Genomic DNA, 19,231 nt, shown 5'->3' with positions numbered 1-19,231 from the left:
GGATTCCCCTACGCAGGATGAAATTGTCAATGATCGAGTGTAATCGCGAAAAGGCTATTCCCGCGGAATTTCAGTGGGTCCTTCTTTATTTTTCTTTCTGATCCTGTGGAGCCATTGCTCTTTTTCCTTTCTCTTTTTTCTGCGTAGGTTATTTGTTAAAGTTTATTCTTTCAAGGTTCGTTGGTTTCTTCGGGACGGGCAAATGAAAAGAAGGAACGGACTTTTGACACGACTTTCTCGCCGAAGTTTCTTCGTGGTGAGACTCTTTGTGGTACAATTTTCGAACTCAAGGTCTGCCACTCGGGTGCCATAAAGTAATCCTCAAAATAGTGGAAGAAGCGTTTCATGGAGCGAGTTGCTTTCGTGTTCATAAACAGTTCACGGACGAGATCCTTTAGAAAATGATCAAACTCCGTCGCTCCCAGCTGATTGCGTACCTTTGTGGCTAAAATGTATTGGATCGTGATACTGCTGTTTTGAGTTGCTTGATAAAAGTCGGTGATTCGTGTTTCTAAGGTTTTTGGTTTTAAGTTAAATAGCTGTCGGAACGACAGGGGTTGTACAATCATCATAAGTTCTCATCCTCTCTTTTTTTAGTAGAGGAGGGCGGCCGCGTTACCGCCATTCCTCAGGCGTTGATTTAGAAAATAATTCGTTCAATCGTTTCGACGTACTTGGCGCTTTCCACCGTGTGGAAGAGTTCCGCACCGTCTTTCTGACAAAGCTTCACGCCTGTCATACGTTCCAGCAGACCTTTGATCTCAGTGTCTGTTTTGGTAGTGTCTGGGTCGTTGAAGCTCCAGATTTGATTTTTGCCAAAACTATTTTTGAATGTTGCGACGATTTTTAGCATTTAAATTCCTCCTTATTTGGTGTAGCGTGCTTGGCTGGTTAACACCACGCCGTATAGCTCGCTGCCTTCGACAGATAGTTGTTTCATGATCTCACCTAACTCCAAAACTTTTTCTTCACTTGGATTTTCGATCACATTTTGGAAGCTGATTTTCTTCACTTTCTCTCCGCCTGCGTCGATTTCTACTTGTAGTTTGTTTCCGATGTGTTGAATCATTTGAATTCCTCCTGTTTGATTTTTTGTTCCGGCCGGTGACTAAACGATAAGCTACAACGCAAACTCGGTCAAAACGGCCAAAATTACATTTAGGGGGCAAAATTGCACGGTTTTCATCGCGATTTTTCTAGGAATCGCTTAGTACCGGGATTTTACTTACATTAAAATGAAATGAGTATGCAATTTTCATAGGCTAAAACAATTTTGCCCGCTTTGCCACATTTTGTATTTTATGCATTAGAGATAAATATTGATTTAACAGCAATCTAGGAAGATAACGCTTTCTAAAATGCTTTTTAAATTCTTGTTTTACTTAATCTTTTCTTAATAAATAGTGCCCCAATTTCCTTGAGAACATACGACAAAAAGAAAGCGCCAGAGATAGAAAAAACACTAATTGAAAGTGAGAGAATGCTAAATGAAGGAGATTTTTCAGGTTATTCGGTTTGTTTTAGGTATTGTGACGATTCTAAGTAGCCAATCGGAAAGACTTTTTTGGAATTTCGATGTCGCGTGCTATGCTCTTGGAGAAATTATGGCGATGTCTGTTTCAAAGGTGAATGTGGTTATAAAAAAAGTACGACAAAAGCTGGTATTAACAGCTTTTTCCATTTATAATGTGTAACTATCAGGCATTTTGTGAATTTCCGAACAGAAAGAGAGTATTGGAATGAAAACCTGTTTAGGGCTAAATTCTAAGTAGGTTTTTTAGAATGGAGAAGTGGAATGGGGAAAATCGTATTTTTAGATATTGATGGAACATTGTGTGACGATAGCGGGACGGTTCCAGAAAGTGCTAAGAAGGCAATCAAGCAGGCGCACCAGAAGGGGCATCAATTCTTTTTATGTACTGGGCGTTCGAAGGCGGAGGTACCTGAAGAGGTATTAAGCTTACCAATTAGCGGGATGATAGGAGCAGGCGGGGGCTATTGCGAAGTTGAAGGAGAAGTGATTCTTCATCAGGTTTTTGACTCTGAGGAATTGAAGAAGCTCATCGTTTTTTTAGAAGACAATGGTGTGGAATACTATCTTGAGTCTAACCAAGGCATATTCGCAAGTGCTAATCTGCGAAGCCGCTTGATTCAACTAGCCTTGAATGGCTTACCTGAAAATTCAATCGAGGGTCAAGAAAAAATAAAGGGCATTAGTTGGTTTTTAGAGCTTCTGATTGAAGATCCAGCTCGCATTGACTCTGAGGATGTCAATAAGGTGTCCTTCATCAATCAATCTGTGTCGTATGAAGTGATTCACTCCAGATATGACGGTGACTTCCACATGCTGCGCAGCACGGTTCCCGCCTTTGGCCCGGATAGTGGCGAGATTGGACTGAAGAATATCAATAAAAAGACTGCGATCGAAACACTGTTAGAGCACATTGGGCGTGAGAAACTGGACTGTCTGGCATTCGGCGATGGTGAGAATGATATCCCAATGTTTGAGGCGGTTGAAACAGGCATTGCGATGGCAAATGCTCATGATAATCTAAAGGCGGTCGCTGATGAGATCACCTTCACCTCTAGCGAAGATGGTATCGCGCATATGCTGGAGAAGCTTAGTTTGGTTTGATCTTCGAATATGAGAGCATTGAAGCATGGATTGATGGGGAACCGGATACTACAGCTTTGTGTCCAAATTGTAGTATCGACTCCGTCATTCCACGAATCGATGCTTACACTTTATTTGTAGATTTTTTGGAAAAAATGAGAGCTGTTTGGTTTTGGCCGATTGGTTAGAGCGAGGGAGTAGGGCTCTTTTTACGAGTAATAGTCTAGAAAGTAATAAAAAAGATCGCGCAAAAAATCATTTTTGCGCGATCTTTTTTCATTTTGTTACTTGTTTCGTTTATTCAACCAATCGGTGGAAACATCCATCGCTGCTCTGGCCGCGTTGCTCTTATCCATAGAATTAACCATGACGAAATCATGGATCATCCCTTGGAACCGCATTTGCGTGACATCCACACCGGCATCTCGCAGGTGGCGGGCGTATTCTTCGCCTTCGTCTCTCAATACATCGGCTTCGCCATTAAGGATCATAGCGGCTGGAAGGCCGGTCAGATCTTCTTTGGTTGCTTGCAGAGGGGAGATGGTTTTTATGGTTGAGTCTTGCCCCTCCGCCAAATAATTATTCCAGAACCATTTCATACCTTCTTTAGCTAAGAAATAATCCGTCGCAAATTGATTATACGAATCGGTGTCAAAGGCGTGATTCGTTACTGGATAATAAAGTAATTGTTGGTTAATTTTTGGTCCTTTTCGATCTTTAGCCAGCATGGTGAGGACTGTCGCCATATTCCCTCCAACGCTATCACCGGCAACTGTGATCCGGTCGGTATCGTACTCTCCGTCAGCGTTTTCTACTAATTTCAAAAGTGTCGCGTAGCTCTGTTCGATCGCTACAGGATATTTTGCTTCAGGTGAGCGATCATATTCAGGAACGAAGACGATCGAGTTGGTTCGCACGGCTAATTCACGTACTAATTTGTCATGAGTATGGGCACTGCCTAATACCCAGCCGGCGCCATGGATGTATAAAATGACCGGAAGCTTCTCAGTCGCATCCGTTGGTTTGACTGTTCGTACATTGATCCTGCCGTATTCCCCCAGCTCCCAAGTCTCGTCCTGAATATCAGCGGCCAATTTTTCTACGGGTGAATCTTGGACTTGCTCTAATAGTGCGCGTGCCTCGTCAACGGGTAACTGATAAATAAAAGGTTCTTCTTCGTTCGCAATACTAAATTCTAAAGCTGATTTTTCTAAGGAGATTCTTTTTGTCATAGCTATTCCCACTTTCTTGATTCAACAGTCATCATAATCGCAAACGTTATCATTATCAAAGGATTGGCTTGTTCAGTAGTTATTTAACTTCCCACTTCTAGATATAATTTGTGAGATAGTTACTCATGGTATACTGATAGTAAACACAAGAATAAAAAATGATTAGAATGAAAACGTACGGGCTTCTATTTACCGCGAGTGGCTTCCTATTTTAGTTAAGGTCTGTCAGAATCTCTTTCAATAATAGATATTCACCCAAAAAAGCAATTTTCTCCTATTTCCTATTACTTATTTGTTTTATACCGTAATCGACTGAAAGATTGGTCGGATAGTGTTTCTTTAAGAGGATAAATCTGTTATTTTGGATATAGATGGAAAGACTGTTTTATTCGATGGGGATTTTTTTTTGGATGAAATAAGTATTGTTACCGACAAGTAAATATTCTTCAATCAGCAACTAGGAAAAAGGTGAGAATCCTTTGCAGTCCCTTTCTACTGTGATGCGTCAGGCAAAGTCAGATACTAGTGTTGGTTGATTCGAACAAGCAATATCGGGGCGTTTGTTTCTGCTTTTTTTGGCACCCATTGTTTTTGGGTGCTATTTTAATTTTTTAATTTAAGGGGATAGGACGATGAAGAAAAGAAATCTAGTTTTTGCACTAATGGTAAGTTTAATGGTTTTTGGTGGTTGCACATCTAAAGAGGCGGACTCTGCAGACAGCAGCTCAGCGAAGGAACAGGTATCAAGTAGTGAGAAGAACGAACAAAAAGCAAGTATTACATTATTAGATGGAGACAAGGAACTATCGAAAAAAGAGGTAACTTTTAAGAAAGATCAGAATTTATTTGATGTGCTAAAGAAGAATTATCAGATTGAAGACGATGATGGTATGATCACATCGATCGACGGTCATGCTCAGGATGCCAAGGCCAACAAGTATTGGGTATTTACCATCAATGACGAACAAGTGAATACTGGAGCAAAGGATGTTACCTTGAAGAAGGATGATCGTGTGGTGTTCAAGCTTGAACAATTCTAAACGAACTGTTTATTCGACATTTTCGCTAGGAGTAAAGGAATTAAGTTTATTGGCGATGTTTGTCGCCTTGTGTGTGGTTAGTCGTACGTTCTTTCAATTTATTGTGAATGTGCAGCCAGTTACGGCGATCCTATTGATTATCACGATTTATTGGGGGACCTATCAAGGGCTGCTGGTCAGCCTGCTGTCGATCCTCATAACAAACTTTTATATGGGGATGGGTGTCTGGACGATCGCTCAAGTCGCGACGTATTTTCTAATTATGCTGCTGACGGGCTTGCTCAGAAAGGTACCAAAATTCAAACAGAGTATTCTGATACAGGCGATCTATGCCGGTATCACTGGCCTGCTGTTTGGTTTTCTTATTTCGGCTATCCAAGCGCCATTTCTTGGAATATCGGCTTTTCTACCCTATTATTTAGCCGGAATTCCCGTGGATACGATGCACGCCGCAGGAAATGTGGTTTTCTACATTCTGTTGGCTCCTATTTTGAAGAAATTATTGACGGAAACGATCCAGCGATGGCGTAAAGAAAAGTAATACGTTGATACCAGAAAGCTGAAGCACCTGCGATGATTGATCTCGCAGGTGTTTTTGTTTACCGCTTTCCCTTCCTGAGCTAATAAATGTCTTTCTCCATATAGGGTACGTTACAATAAAAGGGTATTAAATAATTAGTAGGAGGGATTTTTGATGAAGGTTATTGTATTAGGATCTTCACACGGCGGCTATGAAGCAGTCGAAGAGTTACTATTGACTCATCCCAAAGCGGAAGTGCAGTGGTACGAAAAAGGCGACTTTATCTCATTCATGGGTTGAGGCACGCAACTATATCTCGAAGGAGTCGTAAAGGATGTCAATTCCATTCGTTACATGACAGCCGAAGAGATGGAACAACGCGGGGTTCGCGTTTTTACCAATACTGAAATTACCAAAGTAATACCTGAGAAACACGAAGTTGAAGTGCTCGATCATGTCAGCGGGGAAACTCGCAAGGAAAGCTATGACAAATTAATTCTTAGCCCAGGGGCAAATCCATTTATTCTGCCAGTTCCTGGTCATGATCTGAAAAATATCGAAACAATGCGCGGTCGTCAAGACACGATTGATCTGAAGCTGCATTCCGTTGATCCAGATATTGAGAACGTGGTCGTTATTGGCGGCGGCTATATCGGGATCGAAGCGGCGGAAGCTTTCGCTAAAGCAGGCAAAAAGGTCACACTGGTGGATATCATCACGCGTCCATTAGGTGTCTATCTTGATGAGGAATTCACTGAAATCTTGGAAAAAGAAATGACGGACAACGGCATGAATCTAGCGATGGAAGAAAAAGTCGTTGAATTTGTCGGTGAAAATGGCAAAGTCAGCAAGGTCATAACCGATAAAGGGGAGTACCCTGCTGAACTAGTCGTGATGTCTGCCGGTGTCAGACCCAATACAGCATGGCTGAAGGACGCGGTTGAGATGCATCCAAACGGCATGATCAAGACGGATGAATATATGCGGACAAGTGCCGAGGATATTTTCGCAGTCGGTGATGCTACCTTGATCCAATACAATCCAGGTCAGACAGCGGTCAATATCGCGCTGGCAACCAACGCCCGTCGTCAAGGACGCTACGCTGTGAAAAACCTAACTGAAGCCAACCATCCATTCCCAGGAGTGCAGGGCTCATCAGCATTACGGGTATTTGACTATAAGTTTGCTTCGACTGGTTTGAACGATCAGATGGCAGACCGTCTAAAGATCGAGACGAAATCTGTCTTATTAGATCAAGACACCTTGATGGACTTTATTCCAGCGGATATGAAAGAGCGGATGCTCTTCAAGCTGGTCTATGATCCAGAAACACTGGCGATCCTAGGCGCGCAAATCATGTCGAAAAAAGATCTGACTGCGAATATCAATGCAATCTCTATCGCGATCCAAACGAAGTTCACCATCGAGCAGCTAGCTTATGCGGACTTCTTCTTCCAACCAGAGTTCGACACGCCGTGGAACCTTCTGAATATGGCGGGTCTAAAGGCACTGCAACAGGAAAATAAAGCCTAGTGACAGGTATTCTTTTAACATAAAGCGGATCACAGAAAGAAAGCGATCCTCAAAAGCAAACCTTTTTCGGAGCAGAACCATCTGCTCCGATTTTTTGTGCAGCTGGCTAGTTAAGCCGACTTCTTTCAGGGTTGCGCCCATTTTTTTGTGTAAGGGTAAGATTCCCGATTTTTTGATAGCTGAGGAGACTATGGATGGTATACTGAAAAAAAGACTATTTTTTGAGGAGGAATCTGTCATGGTGACACCATATATTGTATTTGACCGTCAATGTGAAGAGGCTATGCAGTTTTATGAAACCGTTTTTTTGGTGAGAAGAAAACCATCCTGAGATACAATGATTATGTTCCGATCGGTGTGGAGGAAGATGTCAGCAACTATGTGCTGCATGGCGAAATGGAGCTGTTTGGCACACCCATGACCTTTGCGGATGAAGTCGCAAAGCCCGTGATAACTGGCAATAATATGCACCTGACCATCAATCCAAGAAATGTAGCAGAAGGCTCCAAAATGTTCAATGAACTGAAAGAAGGCGGCGAAGTCCTGCTGCCGCCGACCGAAGCTTTCTATAGTCCGCTGCACGCCGCGGTCAAGGATAAGTATGGCATCGTGTGGAACATTATTGTTGTTCAGAAAAAAGTCTGATGGATAGAAAGAATGCAATCGCTTTCTGTACGACCATTTACGGTTGGAGTTAAAGAGTAGCCAACGTATATTCTGGAAATGATAGTTAAAACTCACAGTTAGCAAACCCTTTTAGATGGTATAGTTAGTCCATTAGTATAAGCTATGCATTTTGGTATTTTTAGTTTTCAGGTATGACACACGGGTTATTCTAAGGTTAGTGGTAATTTCTATTTGAGGGAAAATATGAAATGATGACGTTTGCTGCTTTTGCGTTGTAATTTTATAGTAGAAGATGTCATTCACATATTATTGCTAAAAAATCATAAAAGAGGTATAACATGGAACATCAACAGGAATGGGAAATCCTTTCAGAACAACTGACAAGGAAACTTTGGGAAATCGTTTATCAACGCTTTTCCTTCGAACCTGATTATTATGCAAAAGAGGCTCGCTATGTGTTAAAGGAGCCTTACGATCTTTACAATTGTCAAGCTGTAGGACTTATTGCTGATGCCGATCCTAACTGGCATGAGACGATCCAGAAGGTATTTTGTAATTGCTTAAAGGATCAGGAATCTATGTATGTTCTTGATTGGCAGCATACCTGCTATGACTATTATCCGAAAGTAAAGACACGTAAAGAAAACCCTACATTCATTCCTTATGAAAAGGATTCTGAAAATGGATATTATGCTTACTTTCCTGATTTTTATCCTGACGGAGATTACTATCTATTCTTTTCTAAGGATTTTTCTTGGGGATATCTGACTGACCCATGGCGCCAGCATATCTTTGTCTATGGCGAGCAATTGAGAAAAGAAATTCAAAAGAAGGCGAATTATCTCGGATTTGTGTTGATTGAGTCGCGTAATGGAAAAAGTAGCACGTAAAAAGGATATTGTTACCGAGATTTCCAATAAGAATATTAAATAGTCAACTAAAACTAACGCTAGCAAAATAAAAGGATGTTAAAAAAATGAGTAAAAAGAAATACCTCATAAGGTTGTCGAAGGAGTTCCAAGCAATCTATGATGATCCTGATAATCTAAAAGATTTTTATAGCTATTATTTATCCTTAGTGAACTTTATTAAAGAGCGCCCAAAATATTTTACTGAAGAAATTAAGAATGACTGGGGACTACTAGAGTTGATGGCTATAGATCCTAAAGAATACATTGTTTCAAATCCTGATATTTCTCTAGAAATGGAGAAAAAGAGGAGGATGATATTTGATGATTTTGGAAGTGTGAGCACCATCGCAATGTCAATTAGTAGTACCTTATGGGATATGATAACGATATACTCTGGCAAAGATTGTCCGATTACCCCAGATATGGAACTTCGATATATTAAAAATGTTTGCGAGGATCATTCTGAAGTAATCCTTATGGAATGCTCGCAGTGCGGCTGGATTGAGGACCTAGAGGGGAATGAATATGACGGTCCTTTTGGGAGATTCTTTCCAGCAAATAAGAAGGATCTTCAAGGAATAGTGAGAAACGGAAATAACTGATCAAATTAGAAAAGACATTTTCTCCCAGCAGGATGAGTTTTGCTGGGGGATTTTTGAGTCTACCTATTTTTCCAGTATCACAAGTTAAGCTCTTGTGTTGTCACAAAATAATAATAGGCTTCTGGACTAAATTTTTTGATTTTTGCCATTTTTTTAAAAGGGGGAGAACCGGTAAGTTCCTGATAGAGGCTGGGGGGCGCTGACTACTACCTCGCTCGCTAATGATACAAGCGATATATAGAAAATCATCACAATTAATATCGTACAACCCGCGATAAGCTATTTCTTGCTCCGCACACTTGGTGAAAGTAGCCATTATTTCAGCTAAATCATTAAGGACGATAAATCATCTTTTATTGTTTTAGTACATAGATTCGCATCACAAGATGTTCAAAGGTAAATAAAGATTGAACTGACAATAAAATCCAAAAGTTCTTTGGAAGTAACAATCGGATTTTTTATGAGAAAAACGATCGAACTTCTGTTGGTCCAGCGCATCGTTTATATAAATCCTTCTCACCAAATACAAGGCAACCAAAAATTATTCAGAAAATTAGTATACATTTTTATTAAATATGTGTATACTAAAACAAAATTGTATACTAATGATTGTTTCTTAGTCAATAAGTTTATGCGTAATTGTTAACGAGGGACTTCAAAAAAGAAAGAAAAGGTGTGTAGTATGAAATTAGATTTTCCAGAAAATTTTTGGTGGGGAGCCGCGACATCTGGGCCTCAAAGTGAAGGGCGTTTTAAAAAGGCACATGCGAATGTTTTTGATTATTGGTATGATATTGAACCGGAAAAATTCCATCATCAAGTAGGGCCAGATACGGCATCGAATTTTTACAACAATTACCAAGAGGATATCCGCTTGATGAAGGAGATTGGGTTAAATTCTGTCAGAACCTCGATCCAGTGGACGCGTCTAATCGATGATTTTGAAGCCGGGACTGTGAATGCTGAAGCTGCAGCATTTTATAATCGTGTGATTGATGAGTTTATTAAAAATGGGATTCGGCCTGTGATGAATTTGCATCATTTTGACCTGCCGATCGAACTCTATCAGCAATATGGCGGCTGGGAATCCAAGCACGTTGGCGAGTTATTCGTGAAATTCGCTGAAAAGTGCTTTGAATTATTTTCAGATCGTGTCGTGGATTGGTTCACCTTTAATGAGCCGATGGTCATCGTTGAAGGTGAATACCTCCATCAGTTTCATTACCCAAATTTAGTAGATGGTCCCAAGGCTGTTCAGGTTGCCTATAATCTGCAGCTTGCATCCGCAAAAGTGGTCCGGAAGTTTAGACAAACCAAGCGGAATCCTAAGGGGAAAATTGGGATCATTTTGAATTTGACGCCGCCATATCCGGCTTCGAATTCGGCTGAGGACTTGGCGGCTTCAGAGTATGCGGACATGTGGTTGAACCAATTCTTTATGATGGCTTCGACAAAGGGATACTTTCCGGAGAAATTAATGAACATTTTTAGAGAAGACGGTGTCATGTTTGATGCTTCGGCAGAAGAGTACGCGATCATCCAAGAAAATCTAGTAGATTATTTAGGATTGAACTATTATCATCCCCATCGAGTGAAGGCACCGGAAGTTTCTCCGAAAAGTCTGACGATCGACTGGATGCCTGATAATTATTATGATGAGTACGAGATGCCTGGCAGAAGAATGAATGTCGATAAGGGCTGGGAAATCTATCCGAAAGCTATTTATGATATCGCGATGGATGTCAAAAATAATTATGGGAACATTGAGTGGTTTGTTTCGGAAAATGGGATGGGTGTCTCGAGAGAAGAAAGATATTTGAATGCATCAGGCATGATCGAGGACAATTATCGCATCCAATTCATTCAGGAACACTTGTATTGGCTGCATAGGGCGATCGATGAAGGTGCTAATTGCTTTGGCTACCATCTATGGACCCCGATTGATTGCTGGTCTTGGGGGAATGCTTATCGAAACCGCTATGGCTTTATCTCAAATGATATCCATACCCAAACAAGAACCATCAAGAAATCTGGGCATTGGTTCGCTGAGGTATCGAAACAAAATGGAGTGGAGATTGGAAAAGAGTTACTTCAACAGATTGATCCAAAGAAATAGTAGGATTGTTTTTGGTGGGATCTTCAGTTTTTCATAGTTGTATAGGTAGTTTACAAATCTAATCCGATCTATTATTATATAAGTATATACAAATTTTGGAGGACGGTAAGCATGCCTAAATACAAAGAAATCGCAATCGCCTTAAAGCAAAAAATTGTTGAAGGTGATTATAAGGAAGGCGAATTATTACCAGATCAAGAGACTTTAGCCAAGACCTATGATACGAGTCGCGTAACTATCAGAAAAGCCATTCAGATGCTGATTGATGAAGGCTTACTCTACACACGGCGGGGGTCTGGGACATATGTTAGAAGCAATATCAAAAAGAACAATAAAAATGTCACGCAGATCAATAGCGTATTCGGGACATCCGTACAAGAAGGAGTAGATGTTACCAGCAAAATCATTCGCTTTGATGTGCGCTTTCCAACGACGTATGAGTCAGAGGAGCTGAAGATTAAATCTACAGATCCGGTATATGATATCAAGCGCGTAAGGTATGTCGCTGAGGATGCACGAAGTATCGAAACCTCCGTGATGCCGTTGAAGTACATAAGGGATTTGGATGAAGAAATCTTGAAGGGTTCGATCTATAATTATATTCGAGATGAGTTAGGCTATGTCATCAGTGCTGCCCAACGTGTGATCATTGCTTCTAAGGCCAATGAACTAGATAGTGAAGAGTTCGGCATTGAAGTAGGAGAGCCGATTCTGGAGACCAATCAGGTCGTTTTCTTTGATGACGGCACGCCCTTTGACCTATCTAAAACAAGATACCCCTATACATCAGGAAAGATCGTGGCGGATATTAATTAAATAAGGAAAGTAAAAAGACTTCACTTGTAAACATTAAGTGGAGTCTTTTTTTTGCAAAACAACAATTAGTGTATACTTATTTTATTTAAGTGTTTACAAAAACGTTTACAGGTGGTATTATGTATCTAAAGTTAGCGCGCAGCTGTAAATAATTTTGGAGGTTCAACTAATGGATGAGAATAAAAAGCAAAAAAGGGAAGCTTTAATGGGAAAGTTTGTTTTAACCGCTCAAAAAATTGGCGATCAGATTTACTTGAGGACATTACGGGATTCGTTTGCTACGATCATGCCTTTATTCATTTTAGCCGGTATTGCTATTCTAATTAACTCGGTCGTACTAGATCCTTCGGGCTGGTTCAAGGATATTATTAGCGAAGGAACGATGTCGACATGGCAAAATTGGGGAAACATTATTACCAACTCGACACTGAACATCACAGGCGTCATCCTTGTGATCGCGATTGGCTATTTTCTCGCAAAGAATAGAGAGTACGATAATCCAATTGGGGTAGTGATCGCTGTTGTTCCAGCATTTTTGACCCTGCTGCCGATGATGATCGAGACAACCCCGATCGATGCTGAGACTGCCGTGAAAATCAATGGGGTCATCAGTTATGGCAATATCGGATCAAAAGGCGTCTTCGCTGCCATCATCACTGGACTGTTAGCGACGGAAATGTATATTCGTCTCACGCGCTCGAAAAGATTGAAGATCAATTTAGGCGACAGCGTACCGCCAGCAGTTGGCAAATCCTTCAATACGATGATTCCTTTGATTATTGTGGTTTCACTATTTGCCTTTGCTTCATTCTTGATTCAATTAACTGGAAATGACTTTATGGCGATCATTGAGCGCTTCATCCAAGAACCATTACGTGGAGTAGGAACATCACTGTTTGGTTACTTGATCTTAGTTTGTCTTGGAAATTTGCTCTTTTCATTTGGTATTCATCAATCGGTGATCACTGGACCGATCCTAGATCCGCTATTGATGGTGAATATGAATGAGAACATGGATGCGGCAGCCGCTGGCAAACATGCACCTCATATTATCAACTCCGCGTTTCACCAAGTATACGGCGCGTTGATGGGTGGGACCGGTTCTACGATCGCACTAGTTCTAGCGATTCTAATTTTCAGTCGCTATCGTGCATACAGAGATTTGTCTAAGCTGGCTTTGGGTCCAAATATTTTTAATATCAATGAACCTGTGATATTCGGATTACCGATCGTCTTCAATTTACCAATGATCATTCCATTCGTTTTATCTCCGATTGTCGGAACAGTCATTGGGTACTTAGCGACAGCGGCGGGTCTAGTGAATCCATGCGTCGTGACGATTCCTTGGACAACCCCACCATTTTTGGGGACACTGAAAAAGTCCAGTTTTCTGAAATTCAAAAAATCGAATCCCAAAAAAGCGATGAAAGAACTATGGAAAGTGGAGATTGGCGACCAATATTTGGCAGTTAATCCCCACTTTTGTGGGTTTTCATTTTTCGTTATTTAACTTTATCAGTAATGCTCCATTTTTAAGCGGCTTTTTAGCCACGGCAGGTGACTGGCGAGCAATCATTGTTCAGGCAATCATCATCGTGGCGCTGGTATTCTTCTATCTGCCATTCCTAAAGATCAGCGAACGAGTGGCTCGGGCAAGTGCAGAAGCAGCAGTTTCATAGAATGCGGAGAAATTAGGGTAGACGATTGATAAAGAAGAACGATGATTGGAATGAGATAATGGGAAAGAAAACATTTTTTTGGGGAGATTCCTCCTCAAGTATGCAGACGGAAGGTGCATGGAACGAAGGTGGCAAAGGCCCATCCGTCTATGATGTCCGTGAGGCGACCGAACACACATCAGATTGGAAACATGGGATCGATCGCTACAATAGATACGAAGAAGATCTCGATTTGATGCAAGACATGGGGATGAACTTTTACCGTTTCCAAACCTCATGGTCGCGGGTCAATCCGTTAGGGGACGGGGCATTCAATGAAGAGGGGCTATTGTTTTATGACCGCTACATTGACGCGATGCTGGCTAGAAACATTGAGCCGATGCTTTGTCTCTACCATTTCGACATGCCGCTTCAGCTCGCACAGAAGTACGAGGGCTTCATGAGCAAGCATGTCGTGGATGCCTTTGTGGACTATGGGAAAAAGATGGTCGATCGCTACAAAAACAAAGTGAAGTACTGGGTCACCTTTAATGAACAAAACTTATACTCGACGCCTTTAGCATTATTGTATGGCGGCACGTTGAATACAGCAGATACGGCAGAGAATATTCATCAAATCGCCCATAATATCATGGTGGCACATGCAAGAATCGCCAACTATGTCCATGAAACCACCGATGGCAAAATCGGCGGGATGCTGGCTTATTCGAATATGTACCCTGCGACAAATGATCCCAAAGATGTACAGGTCGCAAGAGAATGGGATGAATTTATCAATCAAAATCTCTTAGATGCCTTTTGCGGTCGCGGGTATTCCAAGCAGGTTCGCACGTATGAACAGCAGCATCTAAAGCTAGAGATATCCGAGGAAGAGCTAGCGGAGATCGAAAAACTAACCAGTGATTATTTGGCATTCAGCTACTATTGCACAGGGTCTATTAGTCACAAAAACATTCCTGCCGATGTCGCGCCAAATTATTATTTGACCTATGGTGAAGTTGAAAATCCCTTCGTTTCAGACAATCAATGGCATCTCGGGATTGATCCTCTTGGCTTTAGGGATATCATCAACAAGATGTACCAAAAATACCGTCTACCGATTTTTCCTGTCGAAAACGGCATAGGAACGAAGGAAGATTGGGACGGAGAAACTCAAATTCAGGATGATTATCGCATTTTTTACCATGAACAGCACATTCAGGCGATGAAGGATGCTATGAGTATCGATGGCTGTGAAGTGTTAGGCTATCTTGGTTGGGGCTTGATCGATCTGCCAAGCTCTAAGGGCGACATGGAGAAAAGGTACGGCATGGTCTATGTGAATAGGGGAAATCATGAGCTGCGAGACATGAAGCGGGTTCCTAAAAAAAGCTATTACTGGTTCAAGGACTTTTTGCAAAAAGAATATCGTCTAGCAGAAGATGAGGAGAAAAAACATGAAACGATTGCTGGTACTTGATATTGGAGGAACATCGATCAAATACGGTATCTGGAAGGATAACGAGTTAAGCGAAACGGATTCAATCGAAACGCCGAAAACTTGGCAGGGAATGAAAGAAATCATTTTGGCGTTAACAAAACAGTTTGACGAAAAAATCGATGGAGTCGCGATCTCCTCACCGGGAGCAGTAGACACTGAAAGTGGCATCATCTACGGGCTAAGCGCGATCGATTATATTCATCGATTCCCAATCCGGGAAGAGCTATCCAACTTGGTCAAGCTTCCGGTCTCGATTCAAAACGATGCGAACTGCGCGGCGTTGGCCGAAGTTTGGCGGGGAAATGCCCAAGCGGTCAAGAATTCCGCCTACCTCATTATTGGTTCAGGCATCGGAGGCGCTGTCGTCATAGACAAGCAATTGAAGACAGGCGCCCACCTGTTTGGTGGTGAATTCGGCTATATGATTATCGATAGCCAAACCAATCAAACATTGAGTGAAGCCGGTTCGCCAGTAACGATGGCCAGACACTTTTCCAAAGAAAAAAATGACGGTCACCGCTATACTGGTCGCGAGGTCTTCACGCTAGCCGACAATGGAGATGCGTTAGCCAAAATCTATATCGATCGTTTGCTTCATGCCCTCACGATCGGCGCCTTTAACCTATCCGTGACCTTTGATCCAGAGGTGATTTTGATTGGCGGCGCGATCTCCCAAAATGAACAGGTTATCCTAGAGATCAACAGACGATTAAAAGCACTGATTAACGAAAAGGAAGCAGATGGACTGACTCCAACAGTAAAAGCCTGCCAGTTTTTAGATAAAGCCAACATGCTAGGTGCTGTCTATCAGTTCTATTTGGAAAATGAACCCAAAGAGAATCCGTAGAGCCTCCAAAAAGCCCAAACAAGATTGGCTCGAAGAAACGAGCAATTCGAGATTCGACGTAATAAAAAAGGTGAAGCTATTAGCAGATAAAGCTAATAGCTTTTCTCACGTCTTTAGACTTAAAGTTTTGAGTTGTGCTAAAAAGACCATCAAGAAATTTAATAGTAAAATGTCGTTTTAAAAGCATTTTATTTGGCTGATTGCTGTATTTATAACCTTAAAGGATGAGAAAATCACTTTTTTTATAAAAAGGTTTCCATAATGAATAATTCATGTTTTAATAAGAATAGTTATTAAATGAAATAGGAGGAGAAAAATGAAGAACAAACGTTGGTCACTCATTACGTTAGTTATGTTAGCTCTGTCGATTGGGACGGGAAGTATTACGCAAGCGCAGGAGCAAGACACAGCGACGGTAGCGACGAGTTCAAGTGTGAGTGAGGTCGCTGCGCCGATAGCGGAGGCGACTACCGAAAGTACCATGACCGCTAAAAGCACTACGGCTTCGGATGAAACCCCATCAGAGCAAAAGGCAAATGCAAACGAGACAGACCTGACGCGAGCGAAAAGAGCAACACCAGAACAAGAGGTTATGGCTCCAGATCCTGAAACTGCAGAAGTCGCGGCTGCAGAAGCTCAAAGCGCATCGCTGCCAGTTGAAGTTTTTGCAGCGAGTAGTTTAAAGCCGATTTATCGTGTCTATAATCCAAATTCTGGTGAGCATCTGCATACCTTGAATGGTGGGGAAAAAGATCACCTGATGTCTATCGGGTGGGTCTATGAAGGCATCAGCATGCAAATTGATGGCAGCGGAAGCAACTTATACCGTGCCTACAATCCAAATTCCGGTGAACACTTCTATACAAAAGATTACAATGAAATCAATAAAATCAAACGTGCTGGATGGCGATATGAAGGGGTTGCCTGGAAAGTTCCGAACGGTGGAAAAAAAGTCTATCGTTTATTCAATCCCAATGCTCGTGATGCAGGAAGCCATCATTATACTTTGTTGGAATCTGAAAAGAACTCACTTGTAAAAATTGGTTGGCGATATGAAGGCGTTTCGTGGTCTGTTACTGGCGGCTCAGTCACTGTAAAATCAACGAATGTCATTAAGAGCGTTCCCTATGTAAGTCAATATACCCCGGTAAAAGCACCTTGGGGATGCGCCTCCGCGTCTCTCGCGATGATTTTAGGCTCAAAGAACATCAGACCGAATTTACGCACGATGCAAGATAGATTACCGATGTACCCTGGCAATCCCAATGGACAAAAGGGAAATGTCTATACTGGCGCTGGTTTTGGTTGGGTAATCAAACCAAACGCATTGGCGGCCTATGGGAAAACCTATGGGGGAAATACCGTTGATATTTCAGGTTCGAATACGGTCCAAATTATTAATCGTGTGCTGAATGGACAACCAGTGCTTTATTATGGTTATTCTTCTTATCAAAATAATTCGGACAAGAATAGGAACCATTGTAAAGTCATCGCCGGATACAACAATGGGAAATTCTTAGTGTATGATCCGTTGTATTATTCAAGTAATGCTGGTGCTGGCAGCGGCGGAAAAAATATGTTGTACGATCATGGCGCGAAAGCATGGATTACGATGGGACAATACAATGCTGAAAAGGATGGACGAGCGATTACTATTCAATAGATTTTCACGAAAGCTCAAAGGGCTGCACTGCCTGTTCCTTATTTTAATCCAAGTTAAAATACCTATGGACATCACTGACTTTTTCACGATGTTCATAGGTATTTTTTTGTTTTACGTGTGATTCTACGATGTTACTTGTTGCTTGTTAAAAAGCTCGTTGGATTTCTTTAAGTTTTGTTTTTGAATTACAAATGATTTGTTCTTGAAGGTTGATGTACAAGGGTTTGATATGTAAGATCATTCATTTGAATGAAAATACATGTTATTTATTCGTTGACAAAAGAAAGAAGAGCTGATATTGTGTTGTCAACAAATCGTAATTATTACGTTTTGTTTTGCGTAAATCGAAAGGAAAAGGAGCAATGCTAGTTATGGCGAAAAAATCTAAAATAGCGAAGGCAAAAAAGCAGCAGGGATTGATTGAACGCTATGCGGAAGTCAGGATGCAATTAAAGGCTGCGAAAGACTACGAGGGATTGGCAAAACTTCCCAAAGATTCTAATTCGAATCGCTTAACATTACGAGATCGCTTGGATGGTCGACCTCGAGGATATATGAGAAAATTCGGTCTTTCACGAATCAAATTTCGTGAATTGGCACATAAAGGCTTGATTCCTGGAGTGAAGAAAGCAAGCTGGTAAGCGGTCATTTATAAAGAAGGAGGCAGAAGCAATGGCAGTTCCTGCAAGAAAAACATCAAAAGCAAAGAAACGATTACGTCGTGCACAAAAGAAAATCACAAAGCCTGAATACTCATTTGACGAAACGACAGGAGATTTTCATCGCAGCCACCACGTGTCATTAAAAGGGTATTATAATGGTCGAAAAGTAATTGAGCGTACTGAGGAGTGATGTAAATGGAGATTATCTATCCACCGTTAGTGGAGCAGGGCTTTCATTTTTATCATGCACAGGGTGAAAGCGGGCTTAGTAAAAGTGAGTTTTACCGTTCAATGGTCGCAAATCGTCTTATTCATGAAAATGGGGCACCCACTAAAGAAGCCATTGACAAGGGCTATGTCCGTGATTATTACGAAGAGGAAAATTTATCCTTTGAAGCCTTTCTAGAGATTTATCCAATATTTGCGGATTACGAGGCGGAGCTTTTTCAGCTGATTGATGGTTTTTGGGAGATTCCCCTAACCTTGAAAGAAGAACTACTGAACCGACTTGAGCTGGGAGAGGTAAGCTATGATGAAAAAAGCCAAATTGAAGAATACCTTGCTGACCGATAATCAAATTTAGAAAAGAGGCATCCTTTTGAGAAAAAATATTGTCTTAGAGTGTCTTGAGACTGGTGAAAGAATATATTTAACGAGTAAAAATACACGCAATACACCTGATCGCTTAGAGCTGAAAAAGTATTCTCCTAAATTGCGGAGACGCGCGATTTTTAAAGAGATAAAGTAACCACTAGTGTTCGTTGCGGTTAGGTTATACTGAAAATTGGTGATCGCTTTTTTCAAAAATGACTACAGGAATAGCCGCTTCAAAGTACTGGCGAATGATCGAGGCTCCACAGAATAATGATCAAATAAAAACTTGCAGCAA

22 protein-coding genes and 1 pseudogene are annotated in these 19,231 nt (G+C 41.3%); 19 read left to right on the top strand and 4 right to left on the bottom strand.

What is annotated here, in order from left to right:
- Positions 1-170: 170 nt before the first annotated feature.
- The 3 genes from AC4J95_RS10270 to AC4J95_RS10260 all read right to left on the bottom strand — a co-directional run bounded on the left by AC4J95_RS10270 (position 171) and on the right by AC4J95_RS10260 (position 1,069).
- Positions 171-572 (bottom strand): hypothetical protein, encoded by a 402-nt coding sequence (locus AC4J95_RS10270; RefSeq protein WP_494549810.1) that lies wholly within the window; start codon positions 570-572, stop codon positions 171-173.
- A gap of 68 nt (positions 573-640) precedes the next feature.
- Positions 641-853, bottom strand: a complete 213-nt coding sequence (locus AC4J95_RS10265) for a DUF2922 family protein (protein ID WP_494549809.1) — start codon at positions 851-853, stop codon at positions 641-643.
- A gap of 12 nt (positions 854-865) precedes the next feature.
- A complete protein-coding gene (locus AC4J95_RS10260; RefSeq protein ID WP_494549808.1) occupies positions 866-1,069 on the bottom strand; it encodes a DUF1659 domain-containing protein in 204 nt (67 codons plus the stop codon).
- A gap of 418 nt (positions 1,070-1,487) precedes the next feature.
- Here AC4J95_RS10260 and AC4J95_RS10255 point away from each other — a divergent pair, with 418 nt between their 5' ends.
- Positions 1,488-1,694, top strand: a complete 207-nt coding sequence (locus tag AC4J95_RS10255; RefSeq protein ID WP_494549807.1) for a hypothetical protein — start codon at positions 1,488-1,490, stop codon at positions 1,692-1,694.
- A 101-nt stretch (positions 1,695-1,795) separates the two neighbouring features.
- Positions 1,796-2,635 (top strand): HAD family hydrolase, encoded by an 840-nt coding sequence (locus AC4J95_RS10250; RefSeq protein WP_494549806.1) that lies wholly within the window; start codon positions 1,796-1,798, stop codon positions 2,633-2,635.
- A gap of 263 nt (positions 2,636-2,898) precedes the next feature.
- On the opposite strand, the gene AC4J95_RS10245 is transcribed toward AC4J95_RS10250, so the two are convergent.
- A complete protein-coding gene (locus AC4J95_RS10245) occupies positions 2,899-3,846 on the bottom strand; it encodes an alpha/beta hydrolase (protein WP_494549805.1) in 948 nt (315 codons plus the stop codon).
- 632 nt (positions 3,847-4,478) lie between these two features.
- On the opposite strand from AC4J95_RS10245, the gene AC4J95_RS10240 reads away from it, so the two are divergent.
- The 17 genes and pseudogenes from AC4J95_RS10240 to rpmG all read left to right on the top strand — a co-directional run bounded on the left by AC4J95_RS10240 (position 4,479) and on the right by rpmG (position 19,090).
- Complete coding sequence (locus AC4J95_RS10240; protein WP_494549804.1) at positions 4,479-4,886, top strand: DUF4430 domain-containing protein; 408 nt, start codon at positions 4,479-4,481, stop codon at positions 4,884-4,886.
- Entirely contained in the window at positions 4,852-5,427 is a 576-nt protein-coding gene (locus AC4J95_RS10235; RefSeq protein ID WP_494549803.1) for an ECF transporter S component, read from the top strand. Before AC4J95_RS10240 ends, AC4J95_RS10235 begins: the two co-directional genes overlap by 35 nt.
- A 153-nt stretch (positions 5,428-5,580) precedes the next feature.
- Positions 5,581-6,939: an FAD-dependent oxidoreductase gene (locus AC4J95_RS10230; protein ID WP_494549802.1), complete on the top strand. Its 1,359-nt coding sequence runs from the start codon at positions 5,581-5,583 to the stop codon at positions 6,937-6,939.
- Between the two features lie 357 nt (positions 6,940-7,296).
- Positions 7,297-7,584, top strand: a complete 288-nt coding sequence (locus AC4J95_RS10225; protein ID WP_494549801.1) for a VOC family protein — start codon at positions 7,297-7,299, stop codon at positions 7,582-7,584.
- Positions 7,585-7,904: 320 nt separating this feature from the next.
- Positions 7,905-8,456 (top strand): DUF2716 domain-containing protein, encoded by a 552-nt coding sequence (locus AC4J95_RS10220; RefSeq protein WP_494549800.1) that lies wholly within the window; start codon positions 7,905-7,907, stop codon positions 8,454-8,456.
- Positions 8,457-8,542: 86 nt separating this feature from the next.
- Entirely contained in the window at positions 8,543-9,079 is a 537-nt protein-coding gene (locus tag AC4J95_RS10215) for a hypothetical protein (protein ID WP_494549799.1), read from the top strand.
- Positions 9,080-9,761: 682 nt separating this feature from the next.
- Positions 9,762-11,195: a glycoside hydrolase family 1 protein gene (locus AC4J95_RS10210; protein WP_494549798.1), complete on the top strand. Its 1,434-nt coding sequence runs from the start codon at positions 9,762-9,764 to the stop codon at positions 11,193-11,195.
- 111 nt (positions 11,196-11,306) lie between these two features.
- A complete protein-coding gene (locus tag AC4J95_RS10205; protein ID WP_494549797.1) occupies positions 11,307-12,011 on the top strand; it encodes a GntR family transcriptional regulator in 705 nt (234 codons plus the stop codon).
- A gap of 169 nt (positions 12,012-12,180) precedes the next feature.
- Positions 12,181-13,521, top strand: a complete 1,341-nt coding sequence (locus AC4J95_RS10200) for a PTS sugar transporter subunit IIC (RefSeq protein WP_494549796.1) — start codon at positions 12,181-12,183, stop codon at positions 13,519-13,521.
- Between the two features lie 22 nt (positions 13,522-13,543).
- Positions 13,544-13,690, top strand: a pseudogene (locus AC4J95_RS10195) (PTS sugar transporter subunit IIC); the annotation flags it as partial.
- 58 nt (positions 13,691-13,748) lie between these two features.
- A complete protein-coding gene (locus AC4J95_RS10190) occupies positions 13,749-15,149 on the top strand; it encodes a glycoside hydrolase family 1 protein (RefSeq protein WP_494549795.1) in 1,401 nt (466 codons plus the stop codon).
- Positions 15,127-16,017: an ROK family protein gene (locus AC4J95_RS10185; RefSeq protein WP_494549794.1), complete on the top strand. Its 891-nt coding sequence runs from the start codon at positions 15,127-15,129 to the stop codon at positions 16,015-16,017. The genes AC4J95_RS10190 and AC4J95_RS10185 overlap by 23 nt, the downstream gene beginning before the upstream one ends.
- Positions 16,018-16,333: 316 nt before the next feature.
- A complete protein-coding gene (locus tag AC4J95_RS10180; protein ID WP_494549793.1) occupies positions 16,334-17,680 on the top strand; it encodes a C39 family peptidase in 1,347 nt (448 codons plus the stop codon).
- Between the two features lie 371 nt (positions 17,681-18,051).
- Positions 18,052-18,321: a 30S ribosomal protein S14 gene (gene rpsN, locus AC4J95_RS10175; protein ID WP_494549792.1), complete on the top strand. Its 270-nt coding sequence runs from the start codon at positions 18,052-18,054 to the stop codon at positions 18,319-18,321.
- A gap of 31 nt (positions 18,322-18,352) precedes the next feature.
- On the top strand, positions 18,353-18,532 hold the full coding sequence (gene rpmF, locus AC4J95_RS10170; RefSeq protein WP_494549791.1) for a 50S ribosomal protein L32: 180 nt from the start codon (positions 18,353-18,355) through the stop codon (positions 18,530-18,532).
- 5 nt (positions 18,533-18,537) lie between these two features.
- Positions 18,538-18,915: a hypothetical protein gene (locus AC4J95_RS10165; protein ID WP_494549790.1), complete on the top strand. Its 378-nt coding sequence runs from the start codon at positions 18,538-18,540 to the stop codon at positions 18,913-18,915.
- Between the two features lie 25 nt (positions 18,916-18,940).
- Positions 18,941-19,090 carry a 50S ribosomal protein L33 gene (gene rpmG / locus AC4J95_RS10160; RefSeq protein WP_494549789.1) on the top strand — a complete coding sequence of 50 codons (150 nt, stop codon included), beginning with the start codon at positions 18,941-18,943 and terminating at the stop codon, positions 19,088-19,090.
- Positions 19,091-19,231: the final 141 nt, after the last annotated feature.

The organism is Enterococcus sp. GPZ-007, assembly GCF_059374735.1.
Note: the sequence above shows the minus strand (reverse complement) of the source record. Positions and strands in the feature narration are given on the sequence as shown.